The sequence below is a fragment of the Bacillus sp. FJAT-42315 genome, assembly GCF_002797375.1.
GTDB lineage: Bacteria > Bacillota > Bacilli > Bacillales > Domibacillaceae > Bacillus_CE.
Map to the genome: position 1 here is coordinate 1,256,503 of NZ_KZ454941.1, position 18,314 is coordinate 1,274,816.

At 40.5% G+C, this 18,314-nt stretch carries 23 protein-coding genes and 3 other annotated features; of the genes, 19 read left to right on the top strand and 4 right to left on the bottom strand.

Annotation, left to right across the window (positions count from 1 at the left end; genetic code table 11):
- The first annotated feature begins 491 nt into the window (after positions 1-491).
- The 13 genes from speD to CEF22_RS06000 all read left to right on the top strand — a co-directional run bounded on the left by speD (position 492) and on the right by CEF22_RS06000 (position 10,853).
- The gene (speD, locus tag CEF22_RS05940; protein ID WP_094834373.1) at positions 492-869 is read left to right on the top strand and encodes an adenosylmethionine decarboxylase; all 378 of its coding nucleotides are present in this window, start codon (positions 492-494) and stop codon (positions 867-869) included.
- Between the two features lie 129 nt (positions 870-998).
- On the top strand, positions 999-1,457 hold the full coding sequence (gene nrdR, locus CEF22_RS05945; protein WP_095477516.1) for a transcriptional regulator NrdR: 459 nt from the start codon (positions 999-1,001) through the stop codon (positions 1,455-1,457).
- A gap of 53 nt (positions 1,458-1,510) precedes the next feature.
- On the top strand, positions 1,511-2,914 hold the full coding sequence (locus CEF22_RS05950) for a replication initiation and membrane attachment family protein (protein WP_100402134.1): 1,404 nt from the start codon (positions 1,511-1,513) through the stop codon (positions 2,912-2,914).
- Positions 2,898-3,830 (top strand): primosomal protein DnaI, encoded by a 933-nt coding sequence (gene dnaI / locus CEF22_RS05955; RefSeq protein ID WP_100402135.1) that lies wholly within the window; start codon positions 2,898-2,900, stop codon positions 3,828-3,830. Before CEF22_RS05950 ends, dnaI begins: the two co-directional genes overlap by 17 nt.
- Before the next feature lie 64 nt (positions 3,831-3,894).
- Positions 3,895-4,123, top strand: a binding site (T-box leader).
- A 57-nt stretch (positions 4,124-4,180) separates the two neighbouring features.
- A complete protein-coding gene (thrS, locus tag CEF22_RS05960) occupies positions 4,181-6,121 on the top strand; it encodes a threonine--tRNA ligase (protein ID WP_100402136.1) in 1,941 nt (646 codons plus the stop codon).
- Positions 6,122-6,231: 110 nt separating this feature from the next.
- Positions 6,232-6,366, top strand: a sequence feature (ribosomal protein L20 leader region).
- Positions 6,367-6,433: 67 nt separating this feature from the next.
- Positions 6,434-6,955 carry a translation initiation factor IF-3 gene (gene infC / locus CEF22_RS05965; protein WP_198508097.1) on the top strand — a complete coding sequence of 174 codons (522 nt, stop codon included), beginning with the start codon at positions 6,434-6,436 and terminating at the stop codon, positions 6,953-6,955.
- A 19-nt stretch (positions 6,956-6,974) separates the two neighbouring features.
- Positions 6,975-7,175, top strand: coding sequence for a 50S ribosomal protein L35 (gene rpmI, locus CEF22_RS05970; RefSeq protein ID WP_041097707.1), 201 nt, complete (start codon positions 6,975-6,977; stop codon positions 7,173-7,175).
- Positions 7,176-7,205: 30 nt separating this feature from the next.
- Positions 7,206-7,565, top strand: a complete 360-nt coding sequence (gene rplT / locus CEF22_RS05975) for a 50S ribosomal protein L20 (RefSeq protein ID WP_095477526.1) — start codon at positions 7,206-7,208, stop codon at positions 7,563-7,565.
- A 218-nt stretch (positions 7,566-7,783) separates the two neighbouring features.
- The gene (locus CEF22_RS05980) at positions 7,784-8,032 is read left to right on the top strand and encodes a DUF1294 domain-containing protein (protein ID WP_442857357.1); all 249 of its coding nucleotides are present in this window, start codon (positions 7,784-7,786) and stop codon (positions 8,030-8,032) included.
- 21 nt (positions 8,033-8,053) lie between these two features.
- Complete coding sequence (gene dut / locus CEF22_RS05985) at positions 8,054-8,491, top strand: dUTP diphosphatase (RefSeq protein ID WP_100402138.1); 438 nt, start codon at positions 8,054-8,056, stop codon at positions 8,489-8,491.
- Between the two features lie 86 nt (positions 8,492-8,577).
- Positions 8,578-9,663, top strand: a complete 1,086-nt coding sequence (locus tag CEF22_RS05990; RefSeq protein ID WP_094834382.1) for a M42 family metallopeptidase — start codon at positions 8,578-8,580, stop codon at positions 9,661-9,663.
- A gap of 232 nt (positions 9,664-9,895) precedes the next feature.
- Complete coding sequence (locus CEF22_RS05995; RefSeq protein ID WP_100402139.1) at positions 9,896-10,414, top strand: SdpI family protein; 519 nt, start codon at positions 9,896-9,898, stop codon at positions 10,412-10,414.
- A 133-nt stretch (positions 10,415-10,547) separates the two neighbouring features.
- On the top strand, positions 10,548-10,853 hold the full coding sequence (locus tag CEF22_RS06000) for a hypothetical protein (protein WP_100402140.1): 306 nt from the start codon (positions 10,548-10,550) through the stop codon (positions 10,851-10,853).
- 30 nt (positions 10,854-10,883) lie between these two features.
- Here the strand turns inward: CEF22_RS06000 and CEF22_RS18465 are convergent, their stop codons facing one another.
- Complete coding sequence (locus tag CEF22_RS18465; protein ID WP_157843179.1) at positions 10,884-11,075, bottom strand: hypothetical protein; 192 nt, start codon at positions 11,073-11,075, stop codon at positions 10,884-10,886.
- A 149-nt stretch (positions 11,076-11,224) separates the two neighbouring features.
- On the opposite strand from CEF22_RS18465, the gene CEF22_RS18655 reads away from it, so the two are divergent.
- The 3 genes from CEF22_RS18655 to CEF22_RS06015 all read left to right on the top strand — a co-directional run bounded on the left by CEF22_RS18655 (position 11,225) and on the right by CEF22_RS06015 (position 12,235).
- A complete protein-coding gene (locus tag CEF22_RS18655) occupies positions 11,225-11,365 on the top strand; it encodes a hypothetical protein (RefSeq protein WP_198508028.1) in 141 nt (46 codons plus the stop codon).
- Between the two features lie 64 nt (positions 11,366-11,429).
- Positions 11,430-11,780 (top strand): alpha-helical endospore appendage domain-containing protein, encoded by a 351-nt coding sequence (locus CEF22_RS06010; protein WP_198508029.1) that lies wholly within the window; start codon positions 11,430-11,432, stop codon positions 11,778-11,780.
- Positions 11,774-12,235: a hypothetical protein gene (locus tag CEF22_RS06015; RefSeq protein ID WP_100402142.1), complete on the top strand. Its 462-nt coding sequence runs from the start codon at positions 11,774-11,776 to the stop codon at positions 12,233-12,235. The genes CEF22_RS06010 and CEF22_RS06015 overlap by 7 nt, the downstream gene beginning before the upstream one ends.
- Before the next feature lie 16 nt (positions 12,236-12,251).
- Here the strand turns inward: CEF22_RS06015 and CEF22_RS06020 are convergent, their stop codons facing one another.
- The 3 genes from CEF22_RS06020 to sspI all read right to left on the bottom strand — a co-directional run bounded on the left by CEF22_RS06020 (position 12,252) and on the right by sspI (position 13,589).
- Complete coding sequence (locus CEF22_RS06020; RefSeq protein WP_100402143.1) at positions 12,252-12,578, bottom strand: alpha-helical endospore appendage domain-containing protein; 327 nt, start codon at positions 12,576-12,578, stop codon at positions 12,252-12,254.
- Between the two features lie 159 nt (positions 12,579-12,737).
- On the bottom strand, positions 12,738-12,890 hold the full coding sequence (locus CEF22_RS18470; protein WP_157843180.1) for a hypothetical protein: 153 nt from the start codon (positions 12,888-12,890) through the stop codon (positions 12,738-12,740).
- Between the two features lie 489 nt (positions 12,891-13,379).
- Entirely contained in the window at positions 13,380-13,589 is a 210-nt protein-coding gene (gene sspI / locus CEF22_RS06025) for a small acid-soluble spore protein SspI (protein WP_094835357.1), read from the bottom strand.
- A gap of 116 nt (positions 13,590-13,705) precedes the next feature.
- Between sspI and CEF22_RS06030 the strand changes: the two genes are divergently transcribed.
- The 3 genes from CEF22_RS06030 (at position 13,706) to pheT (ending at position 18,286) form a co-directional block, all read left to right on the top strand.
- On the top strand, positions 13,706-14,473 hold the full coding sequence (locus tag CEF22_RS06030; protein WP_100402144.1) for a TrmH family RNA methyltransferase: 768 nt from the start codon (positions 13,706-13,708) through the stop codon (positions 14,471-14,473).
- A gap of 45 nt (positions 14,474-14,518) precedes the next feature.
- Positions 14,519-14,747: a binding site (T-box leader), on the top strand.
- Between the two features lie 71 nt (positions 14,748-14,818).
- Complete coding sequence (gene pheS / locus CEF22_RS06035) at positions 14,819-15,853, top strand: phenylalanine--tRNA ligase subunit alpha (protein ID WP_100402145.1); 1,035 nt, start codon at positions 14,819-14,821, stop codon at positions 15,851-15,853.
- Positions 15,854-15,871: 18 nt separating this feature from the next.
- Positions 15,872-18,286 (top strand): phenylalanine--tRNA ligase subunit beta, encoded by a 2,415-nt coding sequence (gene pheT / locus CEF22_RS06040; RefSeq protein ID WP_100402146.1) that lies wholly within the window; start codon positions 15,872-15,874, stop codon positions 18,284-18,286.
- Positions 18,287-18,314 lie beyond the last annotated feature (28 nt).

The window sequence follows — 18,314 nt, forward strand, 5'->3', positions numbered from 1 at the left end:
AGCTGAAGTAACGGCTTAATTCCATCAAAATTTAAGTAGGCTTGAGATATTTACTCAAGCCTACTTTGTTGTGCTTGAAAATGATAAAGTGAAACTTCAATCAGTGGAGGTTTTCTTCATCCTCCACTGATTGTTAGTTGAACCAATCGGGCATTTACGGGCTGTTGATCCCCCACCTACAGATCTGCACTTCTTCTGCCATGTTGAGGTGGGGGTCTTACAGCCCGTTAATGAGGGGTAAATCGTCAGTTAGCGGCTATACTATAAAAGCGGCCGTTCGAATCTTTCGTCCGCATCCCCCTTGCATAATAATAAAAAAACTTTCAAAATGGCTGTTGCAAATTTGAACAGATCAAAGTATACTAATTTTCGTGAAACAAAATAGCTACTTAAAGGGTTAGGACCTCTTCGGACTAACTTTCCCCCGTGGTAGTTATCACTTTTACAAAAGCCTATGGTGAAAAAAATCATTGTAAAAGGGGGAAACGATCATGGAAACAATGGGTCGTCATGTAATTTCAGAACTATGGGGATGTAACTTAGAAAAATTAAATGATATGGAGAAAATTGAGCAAATTTTTGTGGATGCTGCATTAAAATCAGGTGCAGAAATTCGCGAGGTAGCTTTTCATAAATTTGCCCCACAAGGAGTTAGTGGAGTAGTCATTATTTCCGAATCTCATTTAACGATTCATAGCTTCCCTGAGCATGGATACGCAAGCATTGACGTATATACATGCGGAGATTTAGATCCAAATATCGCTGCTAATTACATTGCGGAGGCTTTAGAGGCAGAAACGCGCGAAACGATTGAATTGCCTCGTGGAATGGGCCCTGTACAAGCGAAAGAAAAAGCAACTATAAGCTAACAAAAACAAGGTGTATGCGACATAAGCATACACCTTTTCCTATTGAAATAACCCTTCTTTTCTTGTGCATTCTGCTTCTTTTTTATATGATAGGATAAATATAAGATAAAATAAATCGGAGTTGATACGATGAGATGTCCGGCTTGTCAGTACAATGGCACACGTGTAATTGATTCTAGACCGATAGATGATAGTCGGTCGATTCGGCGGCGGCGGGAATGTGAATCTTGTGCGTACCGATTCACAACGTTTGAAAAGGTAGAGGATTTACCGCTGATTGTCGTGAAGAAGGAAGGTATGCGAGAAGAATTTAACCGGGATAAAATGCTACGTGGATTAGTGAAAGCATGTGAAAAACGCCCGGTACCGCTTGAGCAGTTAGAAAAGATCTCTCTTGATGTAGAGAAGGAAATTCGTAGCCAAGGGTATTCAGAGATCGATTCAGATAAGATTGGCGAGATGGTGATGGACCGTTTAGCGGAAGTAGATGAAGTCGCTTACGTTCGTTTTGCCTCTGTATATCGTCAATTTAAAGATATTAACGTCTTTTTGGATGAGTTGAAAGAATTAATTAAAAAAGTGAAATAACAGGCTGGAGGCAGACAGTGCTCTAGCTTTTTTCATCGAAAGGTTAGATAACGATGACCCTACACTGGAATGAAATTCAACCCGTCGATGAGTACAAGTCTTGCTTAAGCGGGGTACTCCATGAAGCGGATCGTAAAATATTAACATTTCTGTACCAGCCATTAATCGGTGCGAAATGCTTTAGTTTGTATATGACATTATGGGCGGAAGTAGAAAAGAACCGTCTCGTTGCGCGCGTGTCCAATCATTATTATTTAATGAACTTGATGGATATGAGTCTGGAAGAGATATATAAAGAACGTCTCAAGCTAGAAGCGCTTGGTTTATTAAAAACATACGCCAAAAAAAGAGACGACATTCGCGAATTTATTTATGAATTGCAGCCGCCGCTAACAGCGGAGCAGTTTTTTCATGATGGCATGCTGAATGTATTTCTTTACCGGAAAATTGGTCGTTCGCATTTTCAACGGTTAAAGGAATTCTTTGTTGATCAGTTCGTCCCAAAAACAGAATATCATGATGTTACGAGAGACTTTCAAGAAGTGTTTTCTGCTGGACAAACAATGATAAACGAAGAGGCAATTGAGGTCAGTCAAATTTCTCAAAGCCAACAATTTATTTCTAAGGCAGAAGGTAAAGGGGTTTCGCTTTCTGAGGACACCTTTGATTTCAGTCTTCTTGAAAGTGCCTTAAAAGGGGCGATGCTATCGAAAGTCATATTGACGCCCTCTGTAAAGGAAACGATTGCGAAATTATCTGTTCTTTATGGTATTGAACCACTGGAGATGAAAAATTTACTTTTATCCTCGATGGATGAAAAGGATGAGATTGACCTAGAAGTGCTGCGGAAATCAGCGCGCGATTGGTATCAGCTAGAGAAGAATAGTGAACTTCCTGAACTTATTTACCTCGTACAACCAGTTCCGTTACGAACAGTGGAGCATGAGCCGACGACGCAAGAAGAACAATTGATGCATTATTTAGAAACAACATCTCCAAGGCAAATACTCATTGATATTTCGGGAAGTTTGCCATCGAAATCTGATTTAAAGGTCATTGAAGGTGTGATGTTCCAGCATAAGCTGCCAGCAGGTGTCGTCAATGTCCTCATTCAATATGTACTTTTGAAGACCGATATGAAAATGACGAAAAGCTACGTGGAGAAAATCGCCTCTCACTGGGCGAGGAAAAAAGTGAAAACAGTGAAAGATGCGATGGATTTGGCGAAAAGTGAGCATCGTCAATATTTAGACTGGGCGCAAAATAAAAAGCAGCCAAGCAAAAAAGCGGCCATTCGTACGGAAAAGCTACCTGAATGGTTTCATGAAACGGAAGAAACAGAGAAGCCTGCCGAGAAAGAGTCAGCTGCTATTGCAGCGAAAAGGCGTGAATTAGAAGAGAGGATCAAAAATAATCGATTAAAAAGGCAGGTGAAACAAGATGAAGAAAATAGATGAAACGATGAAACGATTGACGAGTTCTCCTGATTTTCAAACACGTTATGAAAACATGCGAAAAGAAATTTTAAATGATCCATCGATTCAACAATTTATTAAAGAGCATGAGCAAGAGATTTCATCAAATGTGATCAATAAAAACTTAATGAAATTGTATGAATATAAATCGCAAAGCTTTTCCTGTGATAAATGCCCAAACCTTGATGGCTGTATCAATGTCGTGAAAGGCTTTGAACCGAAGCTCGTGTGGCGCCAGGGAGCTATTGATATTGATTACCATCGCTGTCGGAGTAAAATTCGTGACGACGAAAAACGCAAAAATGAGAAATTAATCGATAGCATCTACGTGCCCAAAGATATTTTACATGCGACGTTTACAAATTTAGATCTTCAAGATCCAGATCGGTGGCAGGCAATTGAAACGGCGCAAAAATTTACAGAAGCGTATAAGAAAGATCAGCATACGAAAGGTCTTTATATTCACGGTTCGTTTGGCGTTGGTAAGTCATACTTACTCGGAGCAATTGCCAATGATTTGGCGGAAATAAATGTTTCCTCACTTATCGTCTATTTCCCAGAATTTATTCGGGAAATGAAGCAGTCTTTTAACGATCAATCGATGAATAGTAAGCTTGAGGTTGTGAAAAAAGCACCAGTGCTAATGCTTGACGATATCGGAGCGGAATCTATGTCCAGCTGGATGCGTGACGATATTCTTGGGACGATTTTGCAATTTCGGATGCTAGAAGGGTTGCCTACTTTCTTTACGTCGAACTTTAGCTACTCTGAATTAGAGCACCATTTAACGTACTCGCAGCGTGGAGAAAAGGAAGAGTTGAAAGCGAAGCGAGTGATGGAGCGGATTCGATATTTAACGGTGCCAGTGGAAATGAAGGGTCAGAATCGTCGGAAATAATGAACAAGCCCTATTGATTTTCATGTAAGGAAGTTCTATAATAACGTACATACATGATAAATATCGACAGGTTATGACGAGGACACGAGTCTTTTTTTACGGTTTTCAGAGAGGGAGAGCTAGGCTGAAACTTTCCTAACACGAAAAAAACACTTACCACCTCTGAACCACGGCCGTGAACGCAAGCTTTGCTAGTAATGGACCGCCGGCAGCAGCCGTTATCTGAACTGGAGATTTCAACATTTTTTGTTGGAAAAGTAGGGTGGAATCGCGATTAAAACCTCGTCCCTTCATTAAATTGAAGGGGTGGGGTTTTTTTATTTTTTATGAAAAAGAAGGAGCTGGAAGTAATGTCTGACATGATGAAAATTACATTCCCTGATGGGTCCATCAAGGAGTTTTCTAAAGGAACAACGACAGAAGAAATTGCCCAATCGATTAGCCCTGGGTTAAAGAAGAAAGCATTAGCTGGTAAAGTGAATGGCCGATTATTCGATTTACGCACACCGATTGAAGAAGATGGAAGTTTAGAAATCGTGACACCAGACCATGAAGATGCGTTAGAAATTTTGCGTCACAGCACAGCGCATTTAATGGCTCAAGCGGTTAAACGTGTCTATGGCGCAGAAAAGGTGAAATTAGGTGTTGGTCCAGTTATCGAAGGTGGATTTTATTACGATATCGATTTAGATGAATCGATCTCAACAGAAGACCTACCGAAAATCGAAAAAGAAATGAAGAAAATCATCGGCGAAAACATTGAAGTTGTTCGTAAAGAAGTAAGTCGCAATGAAGCGCTGAAGTTTTACCAAGAAATTGGCGATGAATATAAAATTGAACTGATCGGTGCGATTCCTGAAGAGGAAACAGTGACAATGTATGAGCAAGGTGATTTTACCGATCTTTGCCGTGGCGTTCATGTTCCGTCCACTAACAAAATTAAAGAATTTAAGCTATTAAGCATTGCAGGTGCGTACTGGCGTGGAGATAGCAATAATAAAATGCTACAACGTATTTACGGTACAGCATTCTTCACAAAAGAAGACTTGAAGAAACATTTGCAAATGCTTGAAGAAGCGAAAGAGCGTGACCACCGTAAAATCGGTAAAGAGTTAAACTTATTTATGAATTCGATGAAAGTCGGTCAAGGTTTGCCGATGTGGTTACCAAAAGGCGCAACGATTCGCCGTATTGTTGAGCGTTACATCGTTGATAAAGAAGAAAGCCTTGGCTACAATCACGTTTATACACCAGTAATGGGAAGTGTGGAGTTATATAAAACGAGCGGTCACTGGGAACACTATCAAGAAAACATGTTCCCGATGATGGAAATGGACAATGAGCAGCTAGTGCTTCGTCCGATGAACTGCCCGCATCATATGATGATTTATAAAAATGGCATTCACTCTTACCGTCAATTGCCGATCCGCATCGCTGAACTAGGTACAATGCATCGTTATGAAATGTCAGGAGCGCTTTCAGGACTTCAACGTGTCCGTGGAATGACATTGAATGATGCTCATATTTTCGTTCGTCCAGATCAAATTAAAGAAGAATTCAAACGTGTTGTTCAATTAATTCTTGAAGTGTATAAAGATTTCGACTTGAACGATTACTCTTTCCGTTTGTCTTACCGTGATCCTGCTGATACAGAGAAATATTTCGATGATGATGAAATGTGGGAAAAAGCACAAAGCATGCTGAAAGAAGCGATGGATGAACTGGGCCTTGATTATTATGAAGCAGAAGGTGAAGCGGCATTCTACGGTCCCAAGTTAGACGTAATGGTGAAAACAGCGTTAGGTAAAGAAGAAACTTTATCAACAGCTCAGCTAGACTTCTTATTGCCAGAGCGTTTTGAATTAACATATATCGGCGAAGATGGAAAGCAGCATCGTCCGGTTGTTATTCACCGTGGAGTCGTATCGACAATGGAACGTTTCGTTGCCTTCTTAATTGAAGAATACAAAGGTGCATTCCCAACATGGTTAGCGCCGACTCAAGTTCAAGTGATTCCAGTGTCTGCGGACGTTCATTTTGATTATGCGAAGGAAGTACAAGAAAGTTTACGTGCAGCAGGCATTCGCGCAGAGCTTGATGATCGCGACGAAAAAATCGGCTACAAAATCCGTGAAGCACAAATTCAAAAAACACCGTACATGCTTGTTGTTGGTGATAAAGAAATCGAAACGAAGTCAGTTAACGTTCGAAAGTATGGTGAACAAAAATCAGAAACAATCGTTTTCGATAACTTCTTAGAAATGATTAAGAAAGAAGCGAAAAAAGGGTAATTTAAAAAAAGTCCTTGATCTTTTGTTCAAGCTTTGTTAATATAATTTTTGTTGATGACAATGAATTGACGAACATGATTCGTTGTGATATAGTTACTAAGGTGAACAGAATACACAAGCAGAAGCACCCGCTTCTCACCTGATTGACGCGCCAAGCAGTTGGCAGGTTTGAATGTAATGATTAATGGCCACTATGCGGCTGTTTCAATGCGGGTATGCTCATATACCCGCATTTTTTATTGCCTTTAAACAGTTAACGTTAATGTGTATTCGTGAATATATGTGTATTCTAATAAACCTTGGAGGTGGCTAATTATTAGCAAAGATATGTTTGTAAACGAGGGAATTCGTTCCCGTGAAGTCCGTCTCATTGACCAAAATGGAGAGCAGTTAGGAATTAAATCAAAATTCGATGCGCTCGAAATTGCTTCACGCGTTAATCTTGATCTTGTGCTTGTTGCCCCAAATGCGAAACCGCCAGTAGCTCGTATTATGGACTACGGGAAGTTCAAATTTGAACAGCAGAAGAAAGAGAAAGAAGCTCGTAAAAATCAAAAAATCATTAATCTTAAAGAAGTTCGTCTTAGCCCGACGATTGAAGAGCATGATTTTAGTACGAAACTTCGCAATGCCATCAAATTCCTTGAAAAAGGGGATAAAGTGAAAGCTTCAATCCGCTTCAAGGGACGTGCGATTACTCATAAGGAAATTGGACAACGCGTTCTTGAGCGTTTTTCAAAAGCTTGTGAGGAAGTAGCTACTGTTGAGACTAAACCAAAAATGGATGGTCGCAGTATGTTCTTAATCTTAGCACCTAAAAACGAAAAGCAATAAGTTTGAGGAGGAATTACAAATGCCAAAAATGAAAACCCACCGCGGCTCAGCTAAGCGTTTCAAAAAGACAGGTTCTGGTAAATTAAAACGTTCTCATGGCTACACAAGTCACTTATTTGCCAACAAATCTACGAAACAAAAACGTAAGCTTCGCAAAGGAACGCTTGTATCTAAAGGCGATTTCAAACGCATTCGTCACATGTTAGACAACTTGAAGTAAGACTAGGAACCATTATAGGAGGGAAATATTATGCCACGCGTAAAAGGCGGAACAGTAACTCGCAGACGTCGTAAAAAAGTTCTTAAATTAGCAAAAGGTTTTTTCGGTGCTAAACACCGTTTATATAAAGTTGCAAACCAACAAGTAATGAAATCTTTACAATATGCTTACCGTGATCGTCGCCAGAAAAAACGTGACTTCCGTAAGCTTTGGATCACTCGTATCAACGCAGCAGCTCGCATGAACGGTCTTTCTTACAGCCGTTTAATGCACGGTTTAAAGCTTGCTGAAATCGAAGTGAACCGCAAAATGCTTGCTGACTTAGCAATTAGCGATGAAAAAGCATTTGCTCAATTAGCAGACGCTGCAAAAGCTCAATTAAACAAATAATTTTTGTTCAAAATCAGACCGCTTCGGCGCGTCTGATTTTTTATTTTGGGTAGAAAGTTGGGGACTTCGTAAAAGTGAGCTACGACTCAATAAAAAAGTCGTTAGATTCAGTAAAAAGCCAGAGCGAGTCAGTAATAAAGTGAATCAACTTAGCAAAAGCCCAATGATTTCTGAAAAGCGAAATGTTTGATACAATAAATGCTGGGAGGAGATACAATTTGTTCATTTATTTTGTTCTCATCAATGTCATTAGCTATGCGGTTATGGCAAATGATAAGAGGAAGGCGAAACGCGGAGCTTGGCGGACGAGTGAGTTCACGCTATGGTTGTTAGCATTCACTGGTGGAGCGGTTGGCAGTTGGGTAGCGATGCAGACGCACCGGCATAAAACGAAGCATGCTTCCTTTAAATATGGGATGCCGATATTAGCAGTGATCGACCTTGGATTGCTTGCGTATTTTTCATAAAGAATAAGGAGAAATGTTACAATGAACTATAACTTAAAAATCAAATTACTACATAATGAGGCTCTTTTACCATTCCAAGCGAATGTAGGAGATGCAGGGTTAGATTTGTTTTCCGCAGAAGAAAAAGTGATCAAGCCAGGAGAAGCGGAATTAATTAGCACAGGAATTAGCATTGAGTTGCCACAAGGAACGGAAGCGCAAGTGAGACCGAGAAGCGGCTTAGCGTTAAAGCATGCGGTGACGGTATTAAATAGCCCAGGCACGATCGATGAAGGATATAGAGGGGAAATTAAAGTCATTCTCATTAACCATGGAAAGGCAGATTTTAAAGTAGAGAAGCACATAAGGATTGCTCAAATGGTGATTGCACCTGTGGCAACGGTAACGATCACTCAAGTGGAAGAGTTGTCTACTTCTGAGAGAGGAGAAGGAGGGTTTGGATCTTCAGGTGTCAAATGAAGATTGCTAACCGCAAATTTTGAATATTTGAGCAAACATGCGTATACTTAAATGGATACACATTTTTTGATAAAGGAGGCTTTTCCATGCCAAAAATGGATGAAACATTAACGATGCTGAAAGAATTGACAGATGCGAAAGGGATTCCGGGTAACGAGCGTGAAGTTCGTGCTGTCATGAAAAAATACATAGAGCCGCTTTCAGATGAAGTCACAACAGACAACTTGGGAAGCTTAATTGCTAAAAAAGCAGGCGATGAAAATGGACCGAAAATCATGGTAGCGGGTCACTTAGATGAAGTCGGCTTCATGATTACTCAAATCGATGATAAAGGTTTCCTTCGTTTCCAAACAGTCGGCGGCTGGTGGGGCCAAGTAATGCTTGCTCAACGCGTGACAATCGTCACGAGAAAAGGCGATGTAACTGGAATCATTGGTTCAAAGCCTCCACATATTTTACCGCCAGAAGCTCGTAAAAAACCGGTGGAAATTAAAGACATGTTTATTGATATCGGTGCTTCAAGTAAAGAAGAAGCGATGGAATGGGGCATTCGTCCAGGCGACATGGTCGTACCTTACTTCGAATTCACTGTGATGAACAATGAAAAAATGTTGTTAGCGAAAGCATGGGATAATCGTATCGGCTGTGCGATTGCGATCGACGTTATGAAATATGTGAAGGACAAGCAACATAAAAATGTTGTATACGGTGTAGGAACTGTACAGGAAGAAGTTGGTTTGCGTGGAGCGAAAACAGCGGCTCAAACGATTAAGCCAGATATCGCTTTCGGTGTAGATGTAGGTATTGCTGGGGACACGCCAGGCATCTCTGAAAAAGAAGCGATGAGCAAAATGGGCAAAGGTCCACAAATTATTCTTTATGATGCATCCATGGTGTCTCATAAAGGATTACGTGATTTTGTCACAGATGTGGCAGATGAGCTAGAAATTCCGTATCAATTCGATGCTATGGCTGGTGGCGGTACAGATTCAGGAGCGATCCATGTGACAGCAGGTGGAGTTCCAAGCTTATCTGTTACCATCGCGACTCGCTACATCCACTCGCACGCAGCGATGCTTCACCGTGACGACTACGAAAATGCCGTCAAGCTTTTAGGTGAAGTCATCCTGCGCCTAGACCGCGATACGGTGAACAAAATTACGTTTGACTAAGAAAAGCGATTGAAATTTATTTTAAAAAGCGTGATGAGCGAGTGAATTGTTCATCACGCTTTTTTTATGTAGTGCCTATGTTAATCAGCTTTCATTTTTTGATATAATGGTAGTAAATGGGTTGGGGTATTCATTTATAATATATAGAGGAGATGTGTGATGGGAAATTCGATTATTAAAGAATTGGTAACGGAAGAGGAAGTAATGAGTGCTTATCCCGTAAGGAGGAATTATGAAGCTAGAGAATCAACCAATATTAAATATTCCTAAAACAACTTTTGAAAAGCTCTCTACTACCTTGTCTTTGCTACTGCTTATGATGAATGTGATCTATCTATTGATTCAATGGGGCGACTTGCCGAATCAAGTACCCATTCATTTTGGGATTACTGGAGAAGCAGATGGTTGGGGAAGCAAGGGGATGATTTGGTTTTTGCCAATTATGGCCTCTCTTTTATGGATTGGTCTTACTTTGTTAGAAAGAGTGCCACATTTACATAATTATAGTGGTTTAACGGAAGAAAATGTCGAATCCCAATATCGCAACTCGCGAATGATGCTCAATGTGATTAAAACGGAAATTATTATTTTTATGGTATTAGCAAGTTATCAAAGTGTGCAAGTCGCACATGAAAACAGCTTCGGTCTTGGTATATGGGAGCTTCCGATCTTTTTAGGTGTAATGTTTAGTACGATGGGATTTTTTATGTATCAGTCTTTCAAGTTAAAGCGAACGAGCGACTCTTTATGATGAAGAGTCGTTTTTTTTTTATTAGGCGATTACCTATTTTTTAGAAAGGCCATCGCCCTCTTTCGATTCAATGCATAGCATATTAATGGAAAGGCGAAGTTGCTAATTAAGATGGAAAGGAAGAGTGTTTGTCATGAATGATGGCTTGTCAGCTATGCCTCATGGAGTGCAAGAAGATGAAAGAATTATCGGTAGACCAGGATTTGGTTTCGGTAGACCAGGATTCGGCTTTGGAAGACCGTTTGGGTTTGGCTTCGGTAGACCAGGATTTGGTTTTGGAAGGCCTTTTGGCTTCGGGTTCGGTCGTCCATTTTGGGGAGGTCCTTTCTTAGGTGGCTTTACCGGTGGCTTGTTAGCTAGTTCATTATATGCTCCTTATTATGGATATCCCTACTATGGATCTCCTTACTACGGATACCCATACGGAGGCTTTTATTAAGCACAGTAAAACATATAAAGGAGAGAGTAATTATGTGGAATCAATATTTCGGTGAACAAGAGTTTTTTGACTTTGTAGATGAAAGGCAACAGCCTTACTATCATCATTCGTATTATCATCACCATCATCCATACTATTATCCGCACCACTATCCACACTACCACCATCATTATCCACACTATCATCATGGCCATCACCATGGTCACCACCACCATCACCCACACCATTCTGGTCATGGCCATGGCGGTTGGTAAAACAACACAGAACTGGCTACTAGATGAGTGTCTAGTAGCCAGTTTCTTATGGAGTCATTACATAAGCATAACGCTAGGAAAAAAGGTAAGACTAAGTCGTAAAAGGAGGGACTTGTTATGACAAATAATGATCACTATCCAATTGCTTCACTGAATGAACATCAACTAAATAAGATTCAATCTTTAGAGAAAGAACTGCGTCATGAAATGGGAGAAACTATCGTATTGATTGCTTATGATGAAATAGAAGATCAGTAAAGGAACTTATTTTTCGGATGATTAATACATTAATTAGAGAATCCGAAAAAGGAGTGAAACCGTTATGAGCATGCCGTCCATCCCTAAAGAACCCCATCGTCCTGATAAGCATGAAGTTATCATCGATTTACTAGAATCGATTGCACTAGAGGAAATTGCTTTATCACATATCCTTAATGCAGAAGCGGAAAAAATCCAAGCATTTGTAGGTGAATGTTTGGATTTTCCAACGAAACCTAATAATCATGAGATCATCAAATTTAATAAATCTGTTCAGAGTCTAATCGAAACAGTTGTTATGAAAGAGTGGTTGTTGCTTAAAAAATTAGAAAGTGTGATTGATTTTCTCCCCAGTACACCTGATAAACCCCATTGTCCTAAATGTTGTAAAGGAAAAGGACATCATTCATGTTAACAGATGGAAAGCACCAACAATCCTTCTTACGCTCTGTTCAATCTTTAGACCAATCCTTTTTAGTATTAATAGAAGCGTTGGTTCAATTAGCTGAAGCTGAATGTCACTATGTGGGGAAAGAGGAAATATTGAAAGAGTTCATTGTTTATACGAATATGGAAATTGCGCAGCTACAAAGATTGATATTAAAAAAAAATAAGCGCTGGATTAAATATTTTGAACAAATAGATGGTCCTTGTTTCATTGAAGGGTGTAATCATTCAGCGCTTTTATCTAATCAAATGGCTCAAATGAAAGAAATAGTCAATTCTTTATCGCTGTCAACAGAAGAAAGGAAAGAAATGTATGAGCTATTGCAAGAAAACCAACTATTATATAGAAAGAGACAATCTTTGTTACGATCTCAATCATTTCTAGAAAATGACCCGGCAACGAGATGGCTTTCTTTTAGCTAACAAAACACTTGTTATTCTATTCTTCGTGACAACAGGATTCAAAGAAATCCAAAGGGTCAGGGACTTTGAGAACAGCTTCTAATTTGAATAATAGTATGATTTCTTTAATAATCACTTTTTGTAATGTTTCTTGTACACTTTCATTCACATCTAATAAATCGTCTAAGCAAGGAGGATGCTCTGGGTAAGGCTTCAATGTCCCAACTACTCTTTGAATTTTCTCAGCCTCTGCATTGATTACATGGGCAAGGGCTAGTTCCTCTAAAGCAATGGAAGCTAATAACGAATTAATCGCATTTTCCCGATCTTCGTACAGATCATTTGGTAACTTAGGCATAGTCATTCATTTTCGATCCCTTCATTTAGTCTTATACTTCATGACTACTATATTCTGATGAAGGTAGTCATGAACTGGACAAAAAACCAAAATAGGTAAAAGGATTAAGAAATGGGCTTTAATAAAGAAAAAGCAGACAAGTAAATTGCCTGCTTTTCCTCTATTTTAATAATCTTCTAGGTCGTCAGCAGTGAAAGGTCTTCCGTGACCACCACAATCTTTACAATTGATTGTTAAATGTTTCACTTCTTTAATCTTCAGTTTGTGGATACAAGTGTTGAAAGTTACGTTTTTGCGTCCGTGTGATTTAGAACTCATAAGGTTTCACCTCCTTTGAAAGAAGGCTGTTAAGCTTCTTTACTTTATCTTATGTTTAAACAAGCGTTGAGTATAGATGAATAACTTGAATCAATCGCATATTTATTAGTGAAATGATGATCTTTGTTTGCTTTTTTTGAAGTCTAGCTGTTAGTCAGAACATCCGCATTTTTTTCCTTTTGTATGATGATGATCATCTCCACAAGAGATTGTTACATATTTTGGTTTATAGATACACATCTTGTGAACACAGCTGTTAGAACCTCTTTTTTTACGTTTCTTTGATTTATAAGCCATAATATTTCCCCCCTTTTCGAATGCATAAAAGGTATTACTTAATTCATCGTATACATCAAGAACACCTTACTTTATCTTATGTTTAAACAAGCATCGAGTATAGGTGAGTTATCTTGAATCAATCGCACATTATCCCCATCGTTACACACAAAAAAAGGGCGATCAGGAGAAACCTGACTGCCCTTTCTAGACTTATTGTTTTAATCCTGTTTCTAATGTTTGTAGCATGTGCTGCTTCTCCTGTTCTTCAGCGTGCTGCCAAAATACTTCAAATAGCACACCAAGACCGGGAAGCATTTTTTCTTCATTTCGTTGAATGGCATCGACAATCGTTTGCTCTAGCTGTTGCTGGGAACTGCCCGTAACATTGTTTAACACAGCTTGCCGTAAATTAAAGTTCATCCAAATCGCTCCTTTTCGCATAGTCTTTATTACTTTCTCCTGAGCTGTCATTTAATATGCGAAAAAAATAAGCTATAATGAAACGAAAACCCTTACGCATTAAAGGAGCGGAAACAGTGAAATTTATTCAATCAACGAAAAATGTTCAAGTGAAGCAGTGGAAGAAACTGTTAACGAAAAAAGAGCGAGAAAAAACAGGACTATATTTGCTAGAAGGTCTTCATTTAGTGGAAGAGGCGTTAAAGCATAAAGAAGAAATCGTGGAAGTCATTGTGTCAGAAGATATTTCTTTGCCTGCCCATTGGAATATGGATGGGGTTGAAATGACGCTGGTGACAGCGGAGGTTACGAAGGAGCTGGCCGATACAGAAACGAACCAAGGAGTGTTTGCCGTTTGTCGTAAACGCCCATTGCCGGAGACTTTCATCGGTCGGACGTATTTACTTATTGATGCGGTGCAAGATCCAGGCAATATCGGGACGATGATTCGCACAGCGGATGCTGCAGGTCTAGATGGTGTGGTTTTAGGTACAGGTTGTGCCGACCCTTACAATCCGAAAGTACTTCGCGCCGCGCAAGGCAGTCATTTTCATTTGCCGCTCATTCAAATGCCACTTGATGAAGCGATTCAACAATTAAAAAATCAGCAAATTCCAGTATTCGGAACATCTTTACAGCAAGCGACTGATTATCGGGAAGCGGAAGTACAAGATGTTTTTGCTCTTCTTGTTGGGAATGAAGGCAGTGGTGTTAATGAATCGCTGTTGAAAGAGACGACAAGCAATGTGTTCATTCCGATCTACGGCGGCAGTGAATCGTTAAATGTGGCGGTTGCCGCTGGTGTGTTGCTGTATCATTTTAAACATTCATTGAAAAACGTTTGAACTTTTGAGCGAAAATGTACTATAATAAGAACAAATTGTATAAGGCAAAAGGCAATGATAGAGAAGAGTAGTTTACGCTAGTTTTTTTCAGGGAGAAAGTGCCGAAGACTGAAAGCACTTTTATGAAACGGTAAGCGAAGTTCACCTCTTGAGCCGGCATCAGGACCGCCATAGGCGTAAAGATGCCCCGGTGAAGAACCGTTACATCAATGAAGTGAACATATGTTGTGTATGTTAATAAGGGTGGTACCGCGACCAAAGCCTCGTCCCTTTTCGGGAGACGGGGCTTTTTTGTGTTCACTACCCGAAAGCGCTTTTTGCCAATAAAAAAGGAGGAGTTACACTGTGGAACAGCAATTAAAGAAATTACAAACAGAAGCGCTGGCTCAAATTGAAACAGCCGCAGACTTAAAACAGCTGAATGACATTCGTGTCGCTTATTTAGGAAAAAAAGGACCTGTGACAGAAGTATTGAAAGGCATGGGGAAATTATCGGCGGAAGAGCGTCCGAAAATGGGGGCACTTGCCAATGAAGTACGTGGAGCGATTGCTTCAGCGATCGAAGCAAAGCAAACAACTTTAGAGCAACAAGCGATTCAAGAACAACTAGCAAAAGAAACAATCGATATTACGCTTCCAGGTCGTCCAGTGAAAACAGGCAATCACCATCCGTTAACACGAGTAGTCGAAGAAATTGAAGATTTATTTATCGGCATGGGCTATGCTGTTGCAGAAGGACCAGAAGTGGAAAAGGATTACTATAACTTTGAAGCATTGAACCTTCCGAAAGGTCATCCAGCACGCGATATGCAGGATTCTTTCTACATCACAGAAGATATTTTACTTCGTACGCACACATCTCCCGTGCAAGCGCGCACGATGGAGAATAATACAGAAAAAGGCCCAGTGAAGATCATTTGTCCAGGAAAAGTATTCCGCCGCGACAATGACGATGCAACACATTCTCATCAATTTATGCAAATTGAAGGTCTTGTCGTTGACGAAAACATTAGCATGGGCGATCTAAAAGGAACGCTTCAAGCTTTTGTGAAAAAAATGTTCGGTGAAGATCGCGAAATTCGTTTGCGTCCAAGCTTCTTCCCATTCACTGAGCCATCAGTAGAAGTAGATGTCAGCTGTATGTGTGGTGGAAAAGGCTGTAATATTTGTAAGCAGACGGGCTGGATTGAAGTGTTAGGAGCAGGAATGGTACATCCGAACGTGCTTGAAATGGCTGGTTACGACTCGAAGAAATATACAGGCTTTGCATTCGGTATGGGAGCAGAACGAATTGCGATGCTGAAATATGGCATTGATGATATTCGTCTATTCTATACAGATGATTTACGCTTTTTAAAACAATTTTCGGTACATGAATAATTAGGAGGGAAAATAACAATGTTCGTTTCATATAAATGGCTGAGCGAGTACGTCGATCTTGGCGGAATGCCCGCAAAAGAATTAGCAGAGAAAATTACTCGTAGCGGAATTGAAGTAGAAGGAGTCGAGCACTTAGGCGAAGGCATTAAAAATGTCGTTGTCGGTCATGTGCTTGAGCGTGAACAGCATCCGAATGCTGATAAATTAAATAAATGTTTAGTCGATGTCGGTGAGGAAGAGCCGGTTCAAATTATTTGTGGTGCAGCTAACGTTGATAAAGGTCAAAAGGTCGTTGTTGCAAAAGTAGGCGCTGTCCTTCCTGGCAATTTCAAAATTAAAAAAGCAAAGCTTCGCGGTGAAGCTTCTCATGGAATGATTTGCTCGCTGCAAGAACTTGGCATTGAAAGCAAGCTAGTAGCAAAAGAATTTTCAGAAGGAATTTTCGTGTTCCCGAATGAAGTGACACCAGGAGAAGACGCTCTTGAGCAGTTGAACTTACATGATGAAGTGTTAGAGCTTGGGTTAACGCCAAACCGTTCTGACTGCTTAAGCATGCTAGGTGTTGCTTATGAAGTAGCAGCTATTCTTGGCACAAACGTCAAGCTTCCTGTGACAGACGTGCAAGAAGTAAGCGAAAAAGCAGAAGGGCATATCGACATTCGCATTGAAGCAAAGGAAGATAACCCAATTTATATCGCTCGTGTCGTTAAAAATGTCAAAATTGCTCCGTCTCCACTTTGGTTGCAAACTCGCTTAATGGCAGCGGGCATTCGTCCACATAACAATGTTGTTGACATTACGAATTATATTTTATTAGAGTACGGTCAACCGCTTCATGCATTTGATTATGATCGTTTAGGCTCAAAAGAAATCGTTGTTCGCCGCGCTCAAGAAGGCGAAAAAATTATTACATTGGATGAGGCAGAACGTACATTATCGGCTGAGCATTTAGTGATTACAAACGGCCAAGAACCAGTCGCAATTGCTGGTGTAATGGGCGGAGCGAACTCTGAAGTGCAAGCAGATACGACAACGATTCTAATTGAATCGGCTTATTTTGACGGTCAACGTGTTCGTCAAGCATCCAAAGATCACGGTCTTCGTTCAGAAGCAAGTGCTCGTTTTGAAAAAGGCGTGGACCCGAATCGCGTGCAAGCAGCTGCTGATCGCGCGGCTCAATTAATGGTCGAGCTAGCGGGTGGAGAAGTCCTTTCTGGTCGTGTTGTAACAGGAGAAATGTCTGCAGAGCCGAAAGTCGTTTCCGTTACGCTAGAAAAATTGAATCGTGTCCTCGGTACGGATTTACAAGTAGCCGAAGTGGAAGATATTTTCCGTCGTTTGCAGTTCGAAGTACAGACAGACAATAATGAATTCATCGTGACCGTTCCAACCCGTCGCGGTGACATCACGATCCCGGAAGACTTAGTCGAAGAAGTGGCGCGTATGTACGGTTACGATCATTTGCCAACGACGCTTCCAACAGGTGAATCAAAGCCAGGTCGATTAACTGATTATCAATTAAAGCGTCGCGTCGTTCGCCGTTATTTAGAAGGGGCAGGCTTAAACCAAGCGATCACTTATTCTTTAACGAGTGAGAAGAAATCAACTCAATACGCGTTAGAAACTCGTCAGCCGGTTGCTTTAGCAATGCCAATGAGTGAAGAGCGTGCGTTCTTACGCTTAAGCCTTGTTCCGCAATTGCTTGAAGTTGTTGCTTATAACAACGCACGTCAAATCGACTCATTAGCTCTTTATGAAGTAGGTTCTGTGTTCTTAAAAGAAGCCGAGGGTGAATTACCTGTTGAACGTGAGCATGTAGCTGGTGCAATTACTGGACTATGGGAAGAAAACGCTTGGCAAGGAGAAAAGAAAGCAGTCGATTTCTTCGTAGCTAAAGGTGTACTTGAAGGCTTATTCGCTCGTTTAGGCTTAGAGAAACGCATCGCCTATAAAAAAGCAGAGATCGAAGGCATGCATCCAGGACGTACAGCAGCCGTTGAATTAGATGGCCAATTCATCGGATTTGTCGGCCAAGTGCATCCGCAGCAAGCGAAAGATCTCGATGTAAAAGAAACGTACGTGTTTGAATTAAAGTTGAATGCCCTTCTTGGAGCGGAAAAAGAAGCGGTTGCTTACGAGCCGATTCCACGTTTCCCATCGATTACTCGTGATATCGCACTCGTTGTCGATCGCCAAACAGAAGCAGGAGCACTGCAAGCAGTCATCGAGGAAGCGGGCGGTGACTTGCTGAAAGGAGTTCACGTATTTGATCTATACGAAGGCGAGCATATGGAGCCAGGTAAAAAATCCGTTGCTTTCACATTAACATACGTAAACCCAGCGAAAACACTCACAGACGAAGAAGTAGTCAAAGTCCACAACGGCGTTCTTGAAGCATTAAAAGAAAAAGTTGGTGCTGAATTACGCAGCTAATTTAGTTGCTTTATTTAGAAGATACTCT

Excerpts from the sequence above, each read along its gene's own strand:
- CEF22_RS06000 (WP_100402140.1), top strand. The coding sequence starts at position 10,548 with ATGAATGATGGCTTGTCAGCTATGCCTCATGGAGTGCAAGAAGATGAA.
- CEF22_RS06015 (WP_100402142.1), top strand. The coding sequence starts at position 11,774 with ATGTTAACAGATGGAAAGCACCAACAATCCTTCTTACGCTCTGTTCAA.
- CEF22_RS06010 (WP_198508029.1), top strand. The coding sequence starts at position 11,430 with ATGAGCATGCCGTCCATCCCTAAAGAACCCCATCGTCCTGATAAGCAT.
- CEF22_RS05950 (WP_100402134.1), top strand. The coding sequence starts at position 1,511 with ATGACCCTACACTGGAATGAAATTCAACCCGTCGATGAGTACAAGTCT.
- speD (WP_094834373.1), top strand. The coding sequence starts at position 492 with ATGGAAACAATGGGTCGTCATGTAATTTCAGAACTATGGGGATGTAAC.
- sspI (WP_094835357.1), bottom strand. The coding sequence starts at position 13,589 with ATGAACTTTAATTTACGGCAAGCTGTGTTAAACAATGTTACGGGCAGT.
- rpmI (WP_041097707.1), top strand. The coding sequence starts at position 6,975 with ATGCCAAAAATGAAAACCCACCGCGGCTCAGCTAAGCGTTTCAAAAAG.
- CEF22_RS18655 (WP_198508028.1), top strand. The coding sequence starts at position 11,225 with ATGACAAATAATGATCACTATCCAATTGCTTCACTGAATGAACATCAA.
- dut (WP_100402138.1), top strand. The coding sequence starts at position 8,054 with ATGAACTATAACTTAAAAATCAAATTACTACATAATGAGGCTCTTTTA.
- dnaI (WP_100402135.1), top strand. The coding sequence starts at position 2,898 with ATGAAGAAAATAGATGAAACGATGAAACGATTGACGAGTTCTCCTGAT.
- CEF22_RS05995 (WP_100402139.1), top strand. The coding sequence starts at position 9,896 with ATGAAGCTAGAGAATCAACCAATATTAAATATTCCTAAAACAACTTTT.
- CEF22_RS06020 (WP_100402143.1), bottom strand. The coding sequence starts at position 12,578 with ATGACTATGCCTAAGTTACCAAATGATCTGTACGAAGATCGGGAAAAT.
- pheT (WP_100402146.1), top strand. The coding sequence starts at position 15,872 with ATGTTCGTTTCATATAAATGGCTGAGCGAGTACGTCGATCTTGGCGGA.
- CEF22_RS18470 (WP_157843180.1), bottom strand. The coding sequence starts at position 12,890 with ATGAGTTCTAAATCACACGGACGCAAAAACGTAACTTTCAACACTTGT.
- nrdR (WP_095477516.1), top strand. The coding sequence starts at position 999 with ATGAGATGTCCGGCTTGTCAGTACAATGGCACACGTGTAATTGATTCT.
- thrS (WP_100402136.1), top strand. The coding sequence starts at position 4,181 with ATGTCTGACATGATGAAAATTACATTCCCTGATGGGTCCATCAAGGAG.
- CEF22_RS05990 (WP_094834382.1), top strand. The coding sequence starts at position 8,578 with ATGCCAAAAATGGATGAAACATTAACGATGCTGAAAGAATTGACAGAT.
- rplT (WP_095477526.1), top strand. The coding sequence starts at position 7,206 with ATGCCACGCGTAAAAGGCGGAACAGTAACTCGCAGACGTCGTAAAAAA.